General features: G+C 73.3%; 16 protein-coding genes. 14 read left to right on the top strand and 2 right to left on the bottom strand.

Annotation, left to right across the window (positions count from 1 at the left end):
• Nucleotides 1-210: 210 nt before the first annotated feature.
• Genes AB0F77_RS30565 through AB0F77_RS30520 form a run of 10 tightly spaced genes read left to right on the top strand, consistent with a single transcriptional unit; the run spans nt 211 to nt 10,863 of the window.
• Entirely contained in the window at nt 211-1,050 is an 840-nt protein-coding gene (locus tag AB0F77_RS30565; protein ID WP_361954930.1) for an ABC transporter ATP-binding protein, read from the top strand.
• A complete protein-coding gene (locus AB0F77_RS30560; protein ID WP_361954929.1) occupies nt 1,022-1,855 on the top strand; it encodes an ABC transporter permease in 834 nt (277 codons plus the stop codon). The genes AB0F77_RS30565 and AB0F77_RS30560 overlap by 29 nt, the downstream gene beginning before the upstream one ends.
• A 25-nt stretch (nt 1,856-1,880) precedes the next feature.
• The gene (locus AB0F77_RS30555; protein WP_361954928.1) at nt 1,881-2,891 is read left to right on the top strand and encodes an ABC transporter substrate-binding protein; all 1,011 of its coding nucleotides are present in this window, start codon (nt 1,881-1,883) and stop codon (nt 2,889-2,891) included.
• 49 nt (nt 2,892-2,940) lie between these two features.
• Nucleotides 2,941-4,398: a UbiD family decarboxylase gene (locus tag AB0F77_RS30550; protein WP_361954927.1), complete on the top strand. Its 1,458-nt coding sequence runs from the start codon at nt 2,941-2,943 to the stop codon at nt 4,396-4,398.
• The gene (locus AB0F77_RS30545) at nt 4,392-5,165 is read left to right on the top strand and encodes a GntR family transcriptional regulator (protein ID WP_361954926.1); all 774 of its coding nucleotides are present in this window, start codon (nt 4,392-4,394) and stop codon (nt 5,163-5,165) included. The genes AB0F77_RS30550 and AB0F77_RS30545 overlap by 7 nt, the downstream gene beginning before the upstream one ends.
• Nucleotides 5,162-5,728: a (2Fe-2S)-binding protein gene (locus AB0F77_RS30540; protein WP_361954925.1), complete on the top strand. Its 567-nt coding sequence runs from the start codon at nt 5,162-5,164 to the stop codon at nt 5,726-5,728. The genes AB0F77_RS30545 and AB0F77_RS30540 overlap by 4 nt, the downstream gene beginning before the upstream one ends.
• A complete protein-coding gene (locus tag AB0F77_RS30535; RefSeq protein ID WP_361954924.1) occupies nt 5,728-8,055 on the top strand; it encodes a molybdopterin cofactor-binding domain-containing protein in 2,328 nt (775 codons plus the stop codon). The genes AB0F77_RS30540 and AB0F77_RS30535 overlap by 1 nt, the downstream gene beginning before the upstream one ends.
• Nucleotides 8,052-8,948: an FAD binding domain-containing protein gene (locus tag AB0F77_RS30530; protein ID WP_361954923.1), complete on the top strand. Its 897-nt coding sequence runs from the start codon at nt 8,052-8,054 to the stop codon at nt 8,946-8,948. The genes AB0F77_RS30535 and AB0F77_RS30530 overlap by 4 nt, the downstream gene beginning before the upstream one ends.
• On the top strand, nt 8,945-9,787 hold the full coding sequence (locus AB0F77_RS30525) for an alpha/beta fold hydrolase (protein WP_361954922.1): 843 nt from the start codon (nt 8,945-8,947) through the stop codon (nt 9,785-9,787). Before AB0F77_RS30530 ends, AB0F77_RS30525 begins: the two co-directional genes overlap by 4 nt.
• A complete protein-coding gene (locus AB0F77_RS30520) occupies nt 9,784-10,863 on the top strand; it encodes an amidohydrolase family protein (RefSeq protein WP_361954921.1) in 1,080 nt (359 codons plus the stop codon). Before AB0F77_RS30525 ends, AB0F77_RS30520 begins: the two co-directional genes overlap by 4 nt.
• Here AB0F77_RS30520 and AB0F77_RS30515 read toward each other — a convergent pair.
• Nucleotides 10,793-11,539, bottom strand: coding sequence for a GntR family transcriptional regulator (locus AB0F77_RS30515; protein WP_361954920.1), 747 nt, complete (start codon nt 11,537-11,539; stop codon nt 10,793-10,795). The genes AB0F77_RS30520 and AB0F77_RS30515 overlap by 71 nt on opposite strands.
• Nucleotides 11,540-11,596: 57 nt before the next feature.
• On the opposite strand from AB0F77_RS30515, the gene AB0F77_RS30510 reads away from it, so the two are divergent.
• Complete coding sequence (locus tag AB0F77_RS30510; RefSeq protein WP_361954919.1) at nt 11,597-12,253, top strand: UbiX family flavin prenyltransferase; 657 nt, start codon at nt 11,597-11,599, stop codon at nt 12,251-12,253.
• Nucleotides 12,246-13,388: an XdhC/CoxI family protein gene (locus AB0F77_RS30505; RefSeq protein ID WP_361954918.1), complete on the top strand. Its 1,143-nt coding sequence runs from the start codon at nt 12,246-12,248 to the stop codon at nt 13,386-13,388. Before AB0F77_RS30510 ends, AB0F77_RS30505 begins: the two co-directional genes overlap by 8 nt.
• On the opposite strand, the gene AB0F77_RS30500 is transcribed toward AB0F77_RS30505, so the two are convergent.
• Nucleotides 13,352-14,038, bottom strand: coding sequence for a DUF2848 domain-containing protein (locus tag AB0F77_RS30500; RefSeq protein ID WP_361954917.1), 687 nt, complete (start codon nt 14,036-14,038; stop codon nt 13,352-13,354). The two genes, AB0F77_RS30505 and AB0F77_RS30500, sit on opposite strands and share 37 nt — an antisense overlap.
• Nucleotides 14,039-14,224: 186 nt before the next feature.
• Between AB0F77_RS30500 and AB0F77_RS30495 the strand changes: the two genes are divergently transcribed.
• Both AB0F77_RS30495 and AB0F77_RS30490 read left to right on the top strand, forming a co-directional pair.
• Nucleotides 14,225-15,016, top strand: coding sequence for a carbon-nitrogen hydrolase family protein (locus tag AB0F77_RS30495; protein WP_361954916.1), 792 nt, complete (start codon nt 14,225-14,227; stop codon nt 15,014-15,016).
• Nucleotides 15,013-15,351, top strand: a complete 339-nt coding sequence (locus tag AB0F77_RS30490; RefSeq protein ID WP_361954915.1) for a cupin domain-containing protein — start codon at nt 15,013-15,015, stop codon at nt 15,349-15,351. Before AB0F77_RS30495 ends, AB0F77_RS30490 begins: the two co-directional genes overlap by 4 nt.
• The last annotated feature ends 91 nt before the right edge of the window (nt 15,352-15,442 follow it).

The raw sequence follows: 15,442 nt of genomic DNA, 5'->3' as shown, positions 1-15,442 counted from the left end.
ATTATACCAAAGCTCGGGGACGGTAATCGGTCACCTCGTGGCGCCGCCCCTTCCCGTGAAGTGTCGACACTTCTTGTGATCGGGTGCCCTGGAACTCGGCAGACTCATGGCTGTAACCATCTAGACATGACCGGAGGGCGCTGCTTGAATCCGAGTGTCGACACTTCGCGTCGACGGCGCTGATCGATCTCCGTTCCGGAGGAGGTATCCGTGCAACAACCACGACGAAAACTGGTCGTCGAAGACCTCAGGCTCGGCCACTGGTCACGCCGTTCCGGCTCGTTCTCGCTCGCCTGCGACGGGCTGGGCTTCGAGGTCGCGGAGAACGAGTTCGTGGCCATCGTCGGCCCCAGCGGCTGCGGCAAGACCACGTTCCTCACCGCGCTCGCCGGACTCACCCCGGTCGCCGGCGGGCGGCTGGAACTCAACGGCGAGCAGATCCAGGGCCCCGCGCCCGACCGCTCCCTCGTCTTCCAGCACGCCTCGCTGTTCCCCTGGCGCAATGTGAACGCCAACATCGCGTTCGGCCTCAAGGCCCAGAAACGCCTCGACGACAAGGGCCGCGCCCGGGTCGCCGAACTCATCGAGCTCGTCGGCCTCGCGGGCAAGGAGGACAAGTACCCCCGCGAGCTGTCCGGCGGCATGAGCCAGCGGGTCAACCTCGCCCGCGCCCTCGCCACCGACCCCGACCTGCTCCTCCTCGACGAGCCGTTCTCCGCGCTCGACGCGCAGACCCGCGAGCTGATGCAGGACGAACTGACCCGCATCTGGCAGGCCGACGGTGCCGGCACCGGGAAGACCGCCGTCTTCGTCACCCACGACGTGCCGGAGGCCGTCTTCCTCGCGGACCGCGTCGTCGTCTTCTCCAGCGGCCCCGCCCACCTGGTCGAGGTCGTCGACGTCGACCTGCCGCGCCCCCGGCGCTCGGAGATCAAGCGGACGCCCGAGTTCCAGGCGATCCACGACTACATCCTCCAGCTGGTGATGAGCCAGACCCAGAACGGCCGAAGGGCGATGGACCATGACAGCGACGCAACTGTCGTCGGATAGCCTCCGCACCCGCTCCGCCGCGGGCCCCGCCGTGCGCCGCGCGCTCGGCGGCCGCCACCTCAACCTGGTCCTCGGCGTCGTCGGCCTCGCCGTGGTCCTCGCCGCCTGGCAGGTCTGCGCCGCCACCGGCATCGTCGACGAGAACTTCAGCAGCTCCCCGGCCGGCGCGTTCACCGCCCTGATCGACTCCATCCGCACCGGAGGCGTCTGGGACCCGCTGGGCTCCACCCTGGAGATCGTCGCCTGGGGCATGCTCATCTCGATCGTCGTCGGCATCCCCGCCGGCCTGCTGATCGGCCGCAACAAGGTCCTCTACGGCCTGACCGACCCGCTCATCAGCATCATGTACTCGGTTCCCTACGTCGTCTTCCTGCCGATGCTCATCTTCTGGTTCGGCATCGACACCAACGCCCGCATCGTCATCGTCGTGTGGAGCGCCCTGTTCCCGCTGCTCATCAACGTCATCGCCGGCGCCCGCAACCTGGAGACCAGCCACATGCAGGTGGCCCGCGTCTTCTGCGCCTCCCGGCTGACCACCCTGCGCTCCGTGGCCTTCCCCGCGACCCTCCCGTACATCCTCGCCGGCATCCGGCAGGCCGTCGGCCGCGCCCTGATCGGCGCCATCGTCGCCGAACTCTTCATGGGCTCCGCCGGCCTCGGCTACCAGGTCCAGCTCCAGACCTCCAACTTCGAGATGGACGACGCCATGGCGTCGATCGCGGTCATCGCCGTCGTCGCCATCGTGCTCTCCCGAGGTGTCGGCTGGCTCGAACGCCGCTTCACCTTCTGGTCGGGCACGGACTGAACGGACTGAGGGGACGACACCGCCCATGCGCATCGCCACACCGCTGTCCGCCGCCGTGGGAGCCGCGCTGATCCTGGCCGCCTCGGGCTGCGCCGTGACACCCACGGCGTCCGTCCAGAGATCCAGCATGAAGATGACCGTCGGCTACACCGCCATCGGCGCCGCCTACTCCGACCTCTACATCTGCCAGGACCGGGGGATCTTCAAGAAGAACGGCCTCGACGTCAAGCTCACCCTGCTCAACAGCTCCTCCCAGCTCGTCGCCGCCCTCGTCAGCAACAGCGTCCAGGTCGGCGTCGGCGCCACCACCTCGACGGCCGCCGGAGCCATGAACCTCAAGGGCGTCGACCTGCGCTACATCGCCCTCCCCATCAACCGCTACTACCTGGAGATGTGGGGCAAGAAGTCCGTCCGGCCCGGCGACGGGATCAAGGGCCTCAAGATCGGCCTCAGTTCGCCCGGCTCCCTCGGCGACGCCGCCGTCGACTCCCTGATCCGGCACAACGGCTGGAAGGAGGACGACGTCCACAAGGTCTTCCTCAAGAGCACCCCCGCCGAGGTCTCGGCGCTGGAGAACGGCGCGGTCGACGCGATCGTCACCCAGCCGCCCACGGGCACCAAGACCCGCGAGAAGGGCTTCAAGAAGGTCATGGACTTCACGGACCTGCCCGCCGCCGCGAACGCCTACACCGTCAAGTCCGACTACCTCGGCGTCAACCACAAGGCCGTGACCGCCTTCGTCAAGTCCGAGACCGAATGCCTCGCCCTGCTCCACAACGACAAGGCCGCCGCCATCAAGAGCATCGTCAAGCACAGCGGCGTCAGCAGCCCGGCCCTGGCCGAGTACTCGTACGACTTCTTCGACCCGCTGTGGGCGAAGACCCCCCGTGTCGACCCCGCCCTGGTCCACGACGCGTTCGCCGCGACCGTCGCCAAGGGCGTCGGGACCATGCCGAAGGACACCGGGGTCTTCATCGACAACTCCTACGTGGACGGCCTGCAGAAGTCCGGCTTCATCTCCTCGCTCTACCGGTGAGGCCACCGCGCGCCGCACACCGGCGCCCCGACAGAAGGAGGCGAGTGACATGACGTCGCTCGACGACATCAACGACCTCCGGGGCTGGCTGGAGCTCGCCGACAAGCTCGGCGAGGTCAGAAGGATCTCCGGCGCCCACTGGGACAAGGAGATCGGAGCCGCCTCCGAGGTCAACTACAAACGCCCCTCGCCCCCGGCGCTGCTCTTCGACGACATCGTGGACCACCGGCCCGGACAGCGCGTCCTGACCGCGTCCATGGCCAACGCCCGCCGTCTCGGCATGACCCTGCGCCTCGGCACCGACCTCGACGACCGCGCCCTGGTCGAGGCCCTGCGCAGCAAGCCGGGGGAGTGGGCCGAGAACGCCTCCCGCCACCCGGTGCGCGAGGTGGACACCGGGCCGGTGTGCGAGAACGTCGTGCGCGACGACGACGTGAACCTCCTCGACTTCCCCGTCCCGAAGTGGCACGAGGGCGACGGCGGCCGGTACATCGGCACCGGCTGCGCCGTCTTCACCACCGACCCCGACACCGGTGTCCTCAACGCTGGCGCCTACCGCATGCAGGTCCAGAACGACGGCCGCGCCGCCAGCGTCAACATCGAGGCCGGCAAGCACGGCGCCGCCCACGTCCGCGCCTGGTTCGCCCGCGAGGGCCGCGCCCCCGTCACCGTCTCGCTCGGACACGACCCGCTGCTCCTCGTCGTCGCTGGCACCGAGGTCCCCGGCGGGATCTCCGAACTGGAGTACGCGGGAGCGGTGCTCGGCCGCCCCGTCGACGTCGTGCGCGGCGAACTGACCGGACTGCCCGTCCCGGCCACGTCCGAACTCGCCGTCGAGGGCTGGCTCTACCCAGACCGGCGCGAGCAGGAGGGCCCGTTCGGCGAGTGGACCGGCTACTACAGCGGCGGCACCGAGGCCGTCCTCACCCTCGACGTCCGGCGCGTCTACCACCGCGACGACCCCATCCAGCTCGGCGCCCCGCCCGGCAAGCCCCCGCACGACTACTCGTACATGCGCAGCGTCATGAAGTCCGCGATGATCCAGGACGCCCTGGTGCGCACCGGACTGCCCGGCGTCGCGGGCGTCTGGGCCCACGAGGCGGGCGGCGGACGCCAGTTGCTCGCCGTCGCGATCGACCAGCAGTACGCAGGCCACGCCCGCCAGGCCGGCTACCTCGCCGCCCAGCTGCCCGCCGCCGCCTACATGAACAAGTTCGTGGTCGTCGTGGACGCCGACGTCGACCCGCGCAGCCTGAACGACGTCGTCTGGGCCATGTGCACCCGCACCGACCCGGCCGACGACATCGAGACCATGCGGCAGACCTGGGGCAGCCGCGTCGACCCGCTGCGCTCCCAGGGCGCCCCGCCCTTCAACACCCGCGCCGTCATCGATGCCTGCCGGCCCTGGACCCGCCTCGACTCCTTCCCCAAGGTCGCCGAGGCGAGCCGCGACCTGCTCGACCAGGTCACCCGGCGCTGGCCCGACGTCCTGGGCGGCGCATGGTGACGGCGGAAACAGCACCCCCCACGCCCGCCTCCGGCACCCGCCCCGCCGTCCCCCGCATACCGGCCGGGGAGACGGCCAGGCGGCTCGAACTCGGCCGCACCTTCGGCCGCGGCACCACCGTGCCCAGCATCGCCGACGAGATCGCCCTCGCCGTCGCCACCGAGATCATCGAGGGCCGGCTCTCCCCGGGAGACGACCTCAACTCCGTGGAACTCGCCCGCTCCTTCAACAGCAGCAGGACCCCCGTGCGCGAGGCCCTGCTCGTCCTCGAACGGGAGGGCTTCGTCGAGATCACCGCCCGGCGCAGGCCCCGCGTCGCCCGGCTGCTGCTGCGCGAGGTCCGCGAGCTGTACAACCTGCGCGCCGAGCTGTACGCCCTGGTCAGCCGGGCCGTCGTACAGAAGGCGACCGAGGCCGACCTGGAGACCCTGCGCGCCCACCAGCGTGCCCTGGAGGCCGCCGCCGCGGACGACGACGTCGACCGCTACTTCTGGATCAACGTGCAGTTCCGCAACACCGAGGCCGACATCGCCCGCGACGCCACCCTGCGCCGCGTGCTCGACTCGCTGGGGCTGCGCGCCCTGCAACTGCGCCACCTCAGCCTCGCCCAGCCCGGCCGGCTCGGCCCGTCCGTGCGCGACCACGCCCGCCTGCTCCAGGCGTACGAGGACCGGGACCCCGAACTCGCCTCCGCGCTCACCCAGTCCCTGGTGCGCGCCGGCTACGGGGCGATCGAACGCTCGGGCTGGACCGGAGAAGAACCGTGACCGACATCCGTACCCCCCGCACCCCCCGTGACACCCCGACCGCACCACCCGAGGCAAGGAAGGCCATGGCCGTACCGCTGCGATTCCGGCTCAACCAGGAGGACGTGGAGATCCACGTCCAGGACCCGACCGCGCCCCTGCTCGACGTGCTCCGCCACGACCTGGGCCTGACCGGCACCAAGTCCGGCTGCGCCATCGGTTACTGCGGGGCCTGCACGGTCGTCGTCGACGGTGAGGCCGTACCGTCGTGCATCCAGATGGCCGGCCTCGTCGAGGGCCGTGACGTGCGCACCGTCGAGGGGCTCGGCGGACCCGACGGCCTCGACCCCGTGCAGGACGCCTTCGTCAAGTGCTCGGGACTCCAGTGCGGGTTCTGCACCCCCGGTCACGTCATGGCCGTGCGCGCCCTGCTCGACGCGGACCCCGAGCCGGGCGAGGACCACATCCGCGAGACCGTCGACGGCAACTACTGCCGCTGCACCGGCTACGTCAAGATCCTCGACTCCGCCCGCGAGGCCGTCGCGCTGGACCGGGCGGCCCGCGCCGAAGGGGAGGCCCGCTGATGTCCACCGCCGAACTCCCCGTCACCGCCACCGAACTGGACCGGGCCGTCCTGCCGCCCCTCATCGGCAGCGCCGTCCAGCGCATCGACGCCGTCGAGAAGGTCACCGGACGCGCCGTGTACGCCGGCGACAACTGGGCGCCCCGCATGCTGCACGGCGCCGTCGTGCGCTCCCCGCACGCCGCGGCCCGCATCCTGCACGTCGACACCTCCCGCGCCGAACGGCTGCCCGGGGTGCACGCCGTCGTCACCGGCGCCGACACCGCCGGGGTGAAGTGGGGCGCCTTCCGCCCCGACCTCTACCCGCTCGCCGTCGACCACGTCCGCTACGTCGGCGACGAGGTCGCCGCGGTCGCCGCCCGCGACCCCGAGACCGCCCGCCGCGCCGCCGCGCTGATCCGCGTCGAGTACGAGGTGCTGCCCGCCGTCCTCTCCCTGGACGAGGCCCTCGCCGAGGGCGCGCCCCTGGTCCACGACGACGCGCCCGGCAACGTCGCCCACGAGTTCGGCTTCGACCGGGGCGGCGCCGACGCCTGGTTCGACCGCAGCGACGTGATCGTGGAGGGCACCTGGCAGAGCACCCGCCAGTGGCACGGCTCGATCGAGACCATCGGCTGCACCGCCGAGTGGTCCCAGGACCGGGTCAGCCTGTGGGTCAACACCCAGACCCCGTTCCTCGCCCGCCAGCGCTACGCCACCGCGCTCGGACTGCCGCTGCGCGCCGTCCGGGTCGTGCAGACCGAGATCGGCGGCGGCTTCGGCGGCAAGTCCGGCGACGACAACACCTCCGTGATCTGCGCCCTGCTCGCCCGCCGCGCCGGGCGGCCGGTGCAGCTGGTCAACACCCGCGAGGAGGAGTTCCTCGCCAGCCGCCCCCGCATCCCGATGCGGTACGCCGTGCGGCTCGGCTTCACCAAGGACGGACTGGTCACCGCCAAGGACATCGAGGTGATCGCCGACAACGGCGCCTACACCGGCAAGGCCCAGGCCGTGCTCGGCGCCGCCACCGTCCGCCACGACGCCCTGTTCAACTACCGCGCCGTACGCGCCCGTTCGCGGCTCGTCTACACCAACCTCGAACCCACCGGCGCCTTCCGCGGCTTCGGCAACCCGTCCGCGGACTGGGCCGTCGGGCAGGCGTGGGACCTGGCCGCCACGAAGCTCGGCATCGAGGTGCCGGACCTGTTCCTGCTCAACGCCGTCGAGTCCGGCAGCGTCTCCCCGCACAACCACCGCATCAACAGCTGCGAGCTGAAGCAGTGCATCAGCAAGGCGGCCAAGGCCATCGACTGGGAGGCCAAGCGCGCCGCCCGCACCCCCAACCGGGGCCTCGCGATGGGCGTCAGCGTGCACGTCTCCGGGCGGCGCAGCTTCGGCGACTACGACGGCAGCTCCGCGATCGTACGGCTCACCGAGGACGGCCGGGCCACGGTGATCGTCGGCGAGGGCGAGATCGGCACCGGCGCGCGCACCACGCTGGCGCAGATCGCCGCCGCCGAACTCGGGCTGCCCGTCGCGGACGTCTCCGTGACCCGCCCGGACACCGACCTCGCCACCCACGCCCTCGGCGCCCTCGCCAGCCGGGTCACCTATGTCGCCGGCAACGCGGTCAAGCGCGCCGCGGAGCAGGCGTGCCAGGGGCTGCTGGAGTCGGCGGCCCGGCAACTCGACCGCCCCGCGGCCCAGTTGTGGGTGGAGGACGGCACCGTGCACGCCCCCGCAGGGACCGACGGGCAGGGGCCGGTGAGCGCGCCGGTCGGCCGGATCGTCCGCGCCGAGCTGTACCGGCCGAACGGGCAGCCCATCGTCGGCATCGGCTCCTTCGACAACCCCTCCGAGTTCCCCGACGGGAACCGGTACGGCAACGAGTCCGGCGCGTACAACTTCGTCGCCGAGGCCGCCGAGGTGGAGGTCGACCCGGCGACCGGCGCGGTGACCGTGCTGGAACTGGCGGCGGTCGTCGACTGCGGGACCGTGCTCAACCCGCCGCTCGCCGAGGGGCAGGTCGAGGGCGCGATCGCCCAGGGCCTCGGGATGGCGCTGACGGAGCGCTTCGACTGGAAGGACGGGGCACCGACCCGCCCCAACTTCTCCGACTACAAACTCCCCACGGCGGGCGTCATGCCCACCCTGCACGTCGAGTTCGCCGACTCCTACGAACCCACCGGCCCGTTCGGCGCGAAGGGCGTCGGGGAGATCGCCCTAGACCCGGTCCCCTCGATCATCGCCAGCGCGGTGGCCGACGCGGTGGGCGTCCGCGTCCACGAACTCCCCATCACGGCGGAGAAGATCTACTGGGGCATGCGGCAGGAAGGCCAGACCCGATGACCACCCTCGAATCCGGGGCCCCGCCCGTCGACGCGGCGGCGCCCCCCGCGCTCCTCACCCCCCGCACCCTGGACGAGGCGCTGCGGATGCTGGCCGGCGGCGACGCCGTGCCCGTGGGGGGCGGGGTGGCGCACGCGCTGCGCCGGCACGACCGGCGCCCGCCCGCCGCGGCCCGGCTGGTTTCCGTCGCCGGACTGCCCGGCCTCGCCGACGTCACCGTGCACGCCGACCACGTCACCGTCGGCGCCGGCGTCCGCCTCGACGCCCTCGCCGCCGACGCACGGCTCGCCCGGCTCTGGCCCGTGGTGACCGACGCCGCCCGCTCCGTCGCCACCGGCCGCATCCGCCGCCTGGTCACCCTCGGCGGCAACATCGCGGCCCGCGACGCGGACCACGACCCGCCCGTCGCCCTCACCGCCGTCGGCGCCACGCTCGCCGTGCGCCACGCGGACGGCACCCGCACCCTCGCCCTCTCCGACCTCGGCCCGCTGCGGCCCGGCGAGCTGATCGAGCACGTCCGGCTCCCGCTGCCCACCGCCCGCACGGGCTCGGCGTACGAGAAGTTCCTGGTGCGCGGCGTCTGGGAGTACGCCTGCGTCAACGTCGCCGCCGTCGTCGCCCTCGACGGCGACGGCACCGTGGACCGGCTCGCGCTCGCCGTCGGCTCGGTGGCCGGCGGGCCCGTCGCCGTCGACCTCACCGGGCTGACAGGCGCCCGCCCCGACCGCCGCCTCGTCGAGGAGGCCGCCGACCGGGCCGCCGCGGGCACCACCCCGTACAGCGACGTCAAGGGCTCCGCCGCCTACAAGACCCGCATGATCGCCGAGTTCGCGCGCCGCGCCCTGACCACTGCGATCCACCGCGCCGAGACCGCCGAGGGAGAAGACCGATGACCGCCACCGCAGGCGACGGGGAGGCCCGCACCCGGGACGGCGTCCCCCTGTCGTACACCCTGCACCCGGCCCCCGCGGGAGCCCCCCGCATCGCCTTCGTGCACAGCCTCGCCCTCGACCGCTCCCTGTGGTCCGGGGTCACGGCGGCGCTCGCGGGGCGCGCCGAGATGGTGACCTACGACTGCCGCGGCCACGGCCGCTCGGGACGCCCCGGCGGCCCCTACACCACCGGCCAGTTCGCCGACGACCTCGCCGACCTCCTGGACCACCTCGGCTGGACGGACACCGCCGTCGCCGGCTGTTCCATGGGCGGCTGCGTCGCCCAGGCGTTCGCCGCCGCCCACCCCGCCCGCACCCGCGCCGCCCTGTTCGTCGACACCACCGCCTGGTACGGCCCCACCGCCCCCGAGGACTGGGCCGCCCGCGCCGCCGCCGCCCGCGAGAAGGGCCTCGACTCACTGATCCCCTTCCAGCTCACCCGCTGGTTCGGCGACGCCTTCCGCACCGCGCACCCCGAGCTGATGGCCCGGCTCACCGAGGTGTTCACCGCCAACGACCTCGACTGCTACGAGGCCACCTGCACCATGCTCGGCTGGAGCGACCTGCGCGACTCGGCGCCCTCGATCCCGCACCCGGCGGCCGTCCTGGTCGGCGAGGACGACGGCGCGACCCCGCCCGAGATGGCCCACACGCTCGCCCGGCTCGTCGGCGACGGCCCCGCCACCGTCGTGCCCGGCACCCGCCACCTCACCCCCCTGGAGAACCCCGGCGTCGTGGTCGAGGCGCTCACCGCGCTGCTCGACCGCGCGGCGGACGAGACGGTCGGAGACCTCGCATGAGCGCACCGCGCGTCGTCGACACCCACGCCCACCACGTCGGCGCCCACGCCGTCGAACGCATCAGGGAGGAGGGCGCCGCCCACCACGTCCGGCTCGTCACGAGCGACGCGGGCGGCAGGCCGGTCACCCGCGTCGAGGTCGCCGGCCGCCCCAGCGGACTGCCCCTCCTGCCCCAACTGTCGGACGTCGGGGCCCGGTTGGCCTGGATGGACAAGGCCGGTGTCGACGTGCAGCTCGTCGCCCCCTGGATGGACCTCGCCGGCTACGAGCTCGACCCCGACGACGGCCTGTGGCTGGCCCGGGTCCAGAACGACTCGGCGGCCGAACTCCGCGCCACCCACGACCGGTTCCTCACCGCCGCCGCCGTCCCGCTCCAGCACCCCGGCCACGCGGTCGCCGAACTGCGCCGCGCCGTCACCGAACTCGGCCACCACGCCGTGCAGATCGGCGCCCGGGTGGGCGAACTCGGCCTCGACGACCCCTCGTTGGACCCCTTCTGGGACACGGCCGAGGAACTGGACGTCCCCGTGATCGTCCACCCCGCCGAACTCGACGTGCCCGAGCGGCACCGTCGGCTGTTCCTGCACATCCTGGTCGGCAACCCGGCCGAGACCACCTTCGCCGCCGCCGCCCTGCTGCTCGGCGGCGTCCTCGAACGGCGCCCCGGCCTGCGGGTGCTGCTCGTGCACGGCGGCGGCTGCGTGCCGTACCAGATCGGCCGGCTGGAGCGCGGCTTCACGGCGGCGCCGCCGCAGTTCCGCGCCAAGGGCGCCCGCAGCCCCCGCGAACTGCTCGGCCAGCTCTTCCACGACACCGTCCTGCACGACGACGACGCGCTGCGCCACCTGCTGCGCTTCGCGGGCCCCGGACAGGTCCTGCTCGGCAGCGACTACCCCTTCCCGATGCGGACCGACGCCCCGGTGGAGACCCTGGACGCGCTCGGACTCGACGGCGGGGAACGCGACGCCCTGCTCGCCGCCGGGCGCTTCCTCGGCGCGGGCGCCGTCAGTCGGGCAACCCCGTCCAGCCCGACCGCTCCACCGCGGCCAGACCCCGGCGCACGATCGACCGCGTGAGCGCCGACGCCAGCTCGGCGTCCCGGTCGGTGTACGCCTGCATCAGCCGGCGGTGGTCGGCGAGCGAGGTCTCCAGCCGGCCCGGCAGCGACAGGCTCAGGTGCCGCAGCTGGAGGGTCCGGATCCCGACCGAGTCGAGCACACCCCGCACGATCTCGTTCGCCGCGATCCGGGCCTCGGTGTTGCGGAAGCCGACGTTGTGCCAGAAGTACGCGTCGAGGTCGCCCGTCGCGCCCGCCTCCTCCAACCGCGCCTGCGCGGACGCCAGTTCACCGAGCTGCGCGTCCGTGCAGCGCTCGACGATCCGCCGGCTCACCAGTCCGTACAGCTCACCGCGCAGCTCGTATATGTCCCGGACCTCCTCGATGCCCAGGCGCCGCACCCGCGGCCGCTTGCGGGCGACGATCTCCACCAGGCCCTCGCGCTCCAGCACGGCGAGGGCCTCGCGGACCGGCGTACGGCTGCTGCGGAAGCGGCGGGCCAGCTCGACGGAGTTCAGGTCGTCGCCCGGCTTCAGCCGGCCCTCGATGATCGCGGCACCGATCGAGACCAGGATCTCGTCGCCCACGCTCCCGAGGTCCGCGGTGCGCCCGAGCACCCGCAGGATCTCCCGCTCGCCTGCCGTCAGCTCACCGTGCTCGTGCGTCGGCCCCGCCGCCGCTGAGTCCACCGTCACTCCCGAGCACCGCCTCGCCGTCGCCCCGCGCGGGACCCCGTCGTGAAAGGCCCCCTCATGGATCACCAGCCAACCACACCCCGCACCCCGTGGGTCCTCGGCATGACCGGGGCGAGCGGCACACCGTACGCGGCGGCCGTGCTGCGCGGCCTGCTCGACGCCGGCGAGCCGGTGGACCTCGTGGTGAGCAGGGCCGCCCGGCTCACCCTGCTCGACGAGACCGGACTCACCTTCCGCGAGGCGCACTGGCGCACCGACCTCAAGGAGTTCATCGGCCGCGACGTCGGCGACACCCGGGTCTGGAAGGAGAACGACTTCACCGCCGGGCCCGCCAGCGGCAGTTACCCCACCCGGGGCATGATCGTCGTCCCCGCCACCACGGCCGTCGTCGCGGGCATCGCCACCGGCATGAGCAAGGACCTGATCCAGCGCGCCGCCGACGTCACCCTCAAGGAGTGCCGCCGGCTCGTCCTCGTGCCCCGCGAGGCACCGCTGCGCCGGGTCACCCTCCAGCAGCTCGCCGACCTGGCGGGCGAGGGCGCCGTGGTGGTCCCGGCCTCGCCCGGTTTCTACGCCGGCGCGCGCGACGTGCAGCAGCTCGTCGACTTCGTCGCGGGCAAGGTCCTCGACGTCGCCGGGGTGCCCCACACCCTCTACACCCGCTGGCGCGGACAGCTCGGCGCCGCGCGGGCCGAGGAGGCCGCCGGTGCGTGAGATCCTGCCGCGCCTGCGTGAACTCGTCGACGCGGGTACGCCGTTCGCCCTCGCCACCGTCGTCGGGGTGCGTGGCAGCGCGCCCCGGCAGCCGGGCGCCGCGCTCGCGGTGACCCCCGACGGGCGGGTGATCGGCAGCGTCTCCGGCGGCTGTGTCGAGGGCGCCGTGTACGAGGCGGCCACCGAGGCCCTGACAACGGGCGAGGCCCGGCTGCACACCTACGGCATCGCCGACGAGGACGCGTTCGCGGTCGGCCTGACCTGTGGCGGAACCCTGGAGATCCTGGTGCGCGCACACGACCCGCGCGACCCCGCGCTCACCCGGCTGCTCGATCTGACCGCCCGGGACGAGCCCGTCGCCGTCGCCACGGTGACCGGCGGCGCGGCCCCCCTCGGCGCCCGGCTGGTCGCCACGGCCGAGGGCGCCTACGGCACGCTCGGCCACGCCGGGCTCGACCGCACCGCCGCCGACGAGGCGCGCGGACTGCTCGCCTCGGGCACCACCGCGGTACGGCACGTGGGGGCCGGGGGACAGCGGCGCATGGACGAGGTCACCCTGTTCGTGCAGTCGTTCCGGCCGCCCGCCCGCATGCTCGTCTTCGGCGCCATCGACCACGCGGCGGCCACCGCCCGGATGGGCGCCTTCCTCGGCTACCGCGTGACCGTGTGCGACGCCCGCCCGGTGTTCGCCACGCCCGAACGCTTCCCCGGCGCCGACGAGGTGGTGTGCGCCTGGCCGCACGACTATCTCGCGGGCACGGGGGTGGACGAGCGCACCGTGGTGTGCGTGCTCACCCACGACCCCAAGTTCGACGTCCCGCTGCTGCTGGCCGCGCTGCGCACCCCCGCCGGGTACATCGGCGTCATGGGCAGCCGCCGCACCCACGAGGACCGCACACGCCGGCTGCGCGAGGCGGGCGCCGACGACGCCGGCCTCGCCCGGCTGAGGTCGCCCATCGGCCTGGACCTCGGCGCCCGCACCCCCGAGGAGACGGCCGTCTCCATCGCGGCGGAGATCGTCGCCGCCCGCTGGGACGGCACCGGCCGTCCGCTCTCCCGCGTCGGCGGCGACATCCACCGCGCCGCCCGCGCGAGCGGTCAGCCGATGGGCGCGGGCAGCGGCCGTACGTCGTAGGAGAGCCCGATGACGTCCCCGGTGGCGGGGTCGCCCAGCTCCACCCGCCACCCGTCCGCGAACGGGTCGACGCCCGGGGCCATCGGGATCGTCCCCGAGACCAGGACCGTCCCGGGCACGAGTCCGTCCCGGGCGCGCAGGACGTCCACCCAGTAGGCGGGAGCGAGGAGTTCGGCGAGCGTGCCGGACTGGATCTCGCTCTCCTCGCCTTCGTGCCGCACCCAGGCGCGCAGCGTCAGGTCGTCGATCCGCGACGCGACGTCCGCGAGCCGCCACGCCCGCCGGGCGAGTACGTCCGGGCCGGCGTTCTTGCTCCACGCCACCCCGTACACCTCCAGGTCCCGGTCGGTGTGGTCGCACGCGGCCGTCAGCAGCAGCTCCCCGTCACCGGCGACGACCAGGGCCCACTCGGCCTCGCCCGAGGTCCGCGGGTGCTGCGCCGGGACCTGCTCCGTCTGCTGCGCGAGATAGGGCGCCACGGGATACAGCGCCGGCGTCACGGAGGGCGCCGGCACACCCAGTTCCGCGAGTTCGGCGACGTGCGCGGCGACGTCGTCCTGGCGGCGCCCGGCGTACCCGGCGTTGAGGACCTGGACGACGTCCACCTCGCGTATCGATCCGTCGGGCAGTTCGAAGGTGAGCACGGCCATCGGGGCACTCCCATGATCACACGGCGTACAGGGACACGCGTTTCCCCGGCCGACTTTCCCCGGGGGGCTTGCGCATACGACCTGTATACAAGAAGTATGCCAAAAGGTCGACGTCCCCGACGCGAGGATGGGAACGCCGAAGCACCGGATGCCGACCGTCCGTCCCGTCCAAGGAGAGATCCCACCGTGCGCATCGCCCTGAGCCAGCTCACCAGCGGCCCCGACCCGGCGAAGAACCTCACGCTCGTCGAGGAGTGGACCCGTCGCGCCGCAGACGCGGGGGCCCGGGTCGTCGTCTTCCCCGAGGCGACCATGGCCTGCTTCGGCACGCCCCTCGCTCCGCTCGCCGAACCCCTCGACGGGCCGTGGGCCGACGGCGTCCGCGAGATCGCCCGCGCCACCGGTACGCTCGTCGTCGCGGGCATGTTCACCCCGGCCCCCGACGGCCGGGTGACCAACACCCTGCTCGCCACGGGCGCGGGCACCGAGACCTCGTACGACAAGATCCATCTGTACGACGCCTTCGGCTTCCGCGAGTCCGACACCGTCGCCCCCGGCTCCACCGTCGTCACGCTCGACGTGGACGGTGTCCGGCTCGGCCTCGCCACCTGCTACGACGTGCGCTTCCCCGAGCTGTTCCGGGCCCACGCCGACGCCGGCGCGCACGCCACCCTGCTGCCCGCGTCCTGGGGCGCGGGGCCGGGCAAGCTCGACCAGTGGGAACTCCTCGTCCGGGCCCGCGCGCTGGACGCCACCCTGTGGGTCGCCGCCGTCGACCAGGCCGATCCCGGCACCCCGCCGGGCCCGGCGCCCACCGGCATCGGGCACAGCGGGATCGCGGGCCCCGACGGCACGGTGCGCCACCGGGCGGGCGCCGGGCCCGAGCTGCTGGTGGCCGACCTCGACCCGGACGAGGTCGCCGCCGTGCGCGAGCGGACGTCCGTCCTCGCCAACCGCCGCCCGGAGGTGTGGAAGTGAGCAAGCCCGAGCTGGAGTTCCACGTCCCCGACGGTCCCTGGACCCCCACCGGGCCCGGCGTCGAGGAGCGCGTCCTCGCCGACGACCCGGAGGGCGGGAGCCGCACGGCGCTCGTGCGCTGGGCGCCGGGCACCGACACCGCCGCGCAGGGCGTGTCCCGGCACGACGTCTGGGAGGAGGTCTACCTGGTCGAGGGCTCGATGCACGACCTGACCCTCGACCGCACCTTCACCGCCGGCATGTACGCCTCCCGCCCCCCGGGCATGCCCCACGGCCCCTGGCGAACACAGAACGGCGTCACGATGCTGGTCTTCACCTATCCGGAACGGGACTAGGGCGTGTTTCGAAAGTAGCGCCGTCCGCCCGGAGGGCGGGGCCCGCGGCGTCTGGTGCGTGCAATCGCAAGGCGGAGGATCGCCCTCGTAC

The sequence above is a fragment of the Streptomyces sp. NPDC026672 genome (genome assembly GCF_040638185.1).
In the GTDB taxonomy this organism is placed as follows: Bacteria; Actinomycetota; Actinomycetes; order Streptomycetales; family Streptomycetaceae; genus Streptomyces.
This window is presented reverse-complemented; position numbering and strand designations above follow the sequence as displayed.

Coding starts and splice junctions, on each gene's coding strand:
- AB0F77_RS30560 (WP_361954929.1), top strand. CDS start 1,022: ATGACAGCGACGCAACTGTCGTCGGATAGCCTCCGCACCCGCTCCGCC.
- AB0F77_RS30555 (WP_361954928.1), top strand. CDS start 1,881: ATGCGCATCGCCACACCGCTGTCCGCCGCCGTGGGAGCCGCGCTGATC.
- AB0F77_RS30550 (WP_361954927.1), top strand. CDS start 2,941: ATGACGTCGCTCGACGACATCAACGACCTCCGGGGCTGGCTGGAGCTC.
- AB0F77_RS30545 (WP_361954926.1), top strand. CDS start 4,392: ATGGTGACGGCGGAAACAGCACCCCCCACGCCCGCCTCCGGCACCCGC.
- AB0F77_RS30535 (WP_361954924.1), top strand. CDS start 5,728: ATGTCCACCGCCGAACTCCCCGTCACCGCCACCGAACTGGACCGGGCC.
- AB0F77_RS30530 (WP_361954923.1), top strand. CDS start 8,052: ATGACCACCCTCGAATCCGGGGCCCCGCCCGTCGACGCGGCGGCGCCC.
- AB0F77_RS30525 (WP_361954922.1), top strand. CDS start 8,945: ATGACCGCCACCGCAGGCGACGGGGAGGCCCGCACCCGGGACGGCGTC.
- AB0F77_RS30520 (WP_361954921.1), top strand. CDS start 9,784: ATGAGCGCACCGCGCGTCGTCGACACCCACGCCCACCACGTCGGCGCC.
- AB0F77_RS30510 (WP_361954919.1), top strand. CDS start 11,597: ATGGATCACCAGCCAACCACACCCCGCACCCCGTGGGTCCTCGGCATG.
- AB0F77_RS30500 (WP_361954917.1), bottom strand. CDS start 14,038: ATGGCCGTGCTCACCTTCGAACTGCCCGACGGATCGATACGCGAGGTG.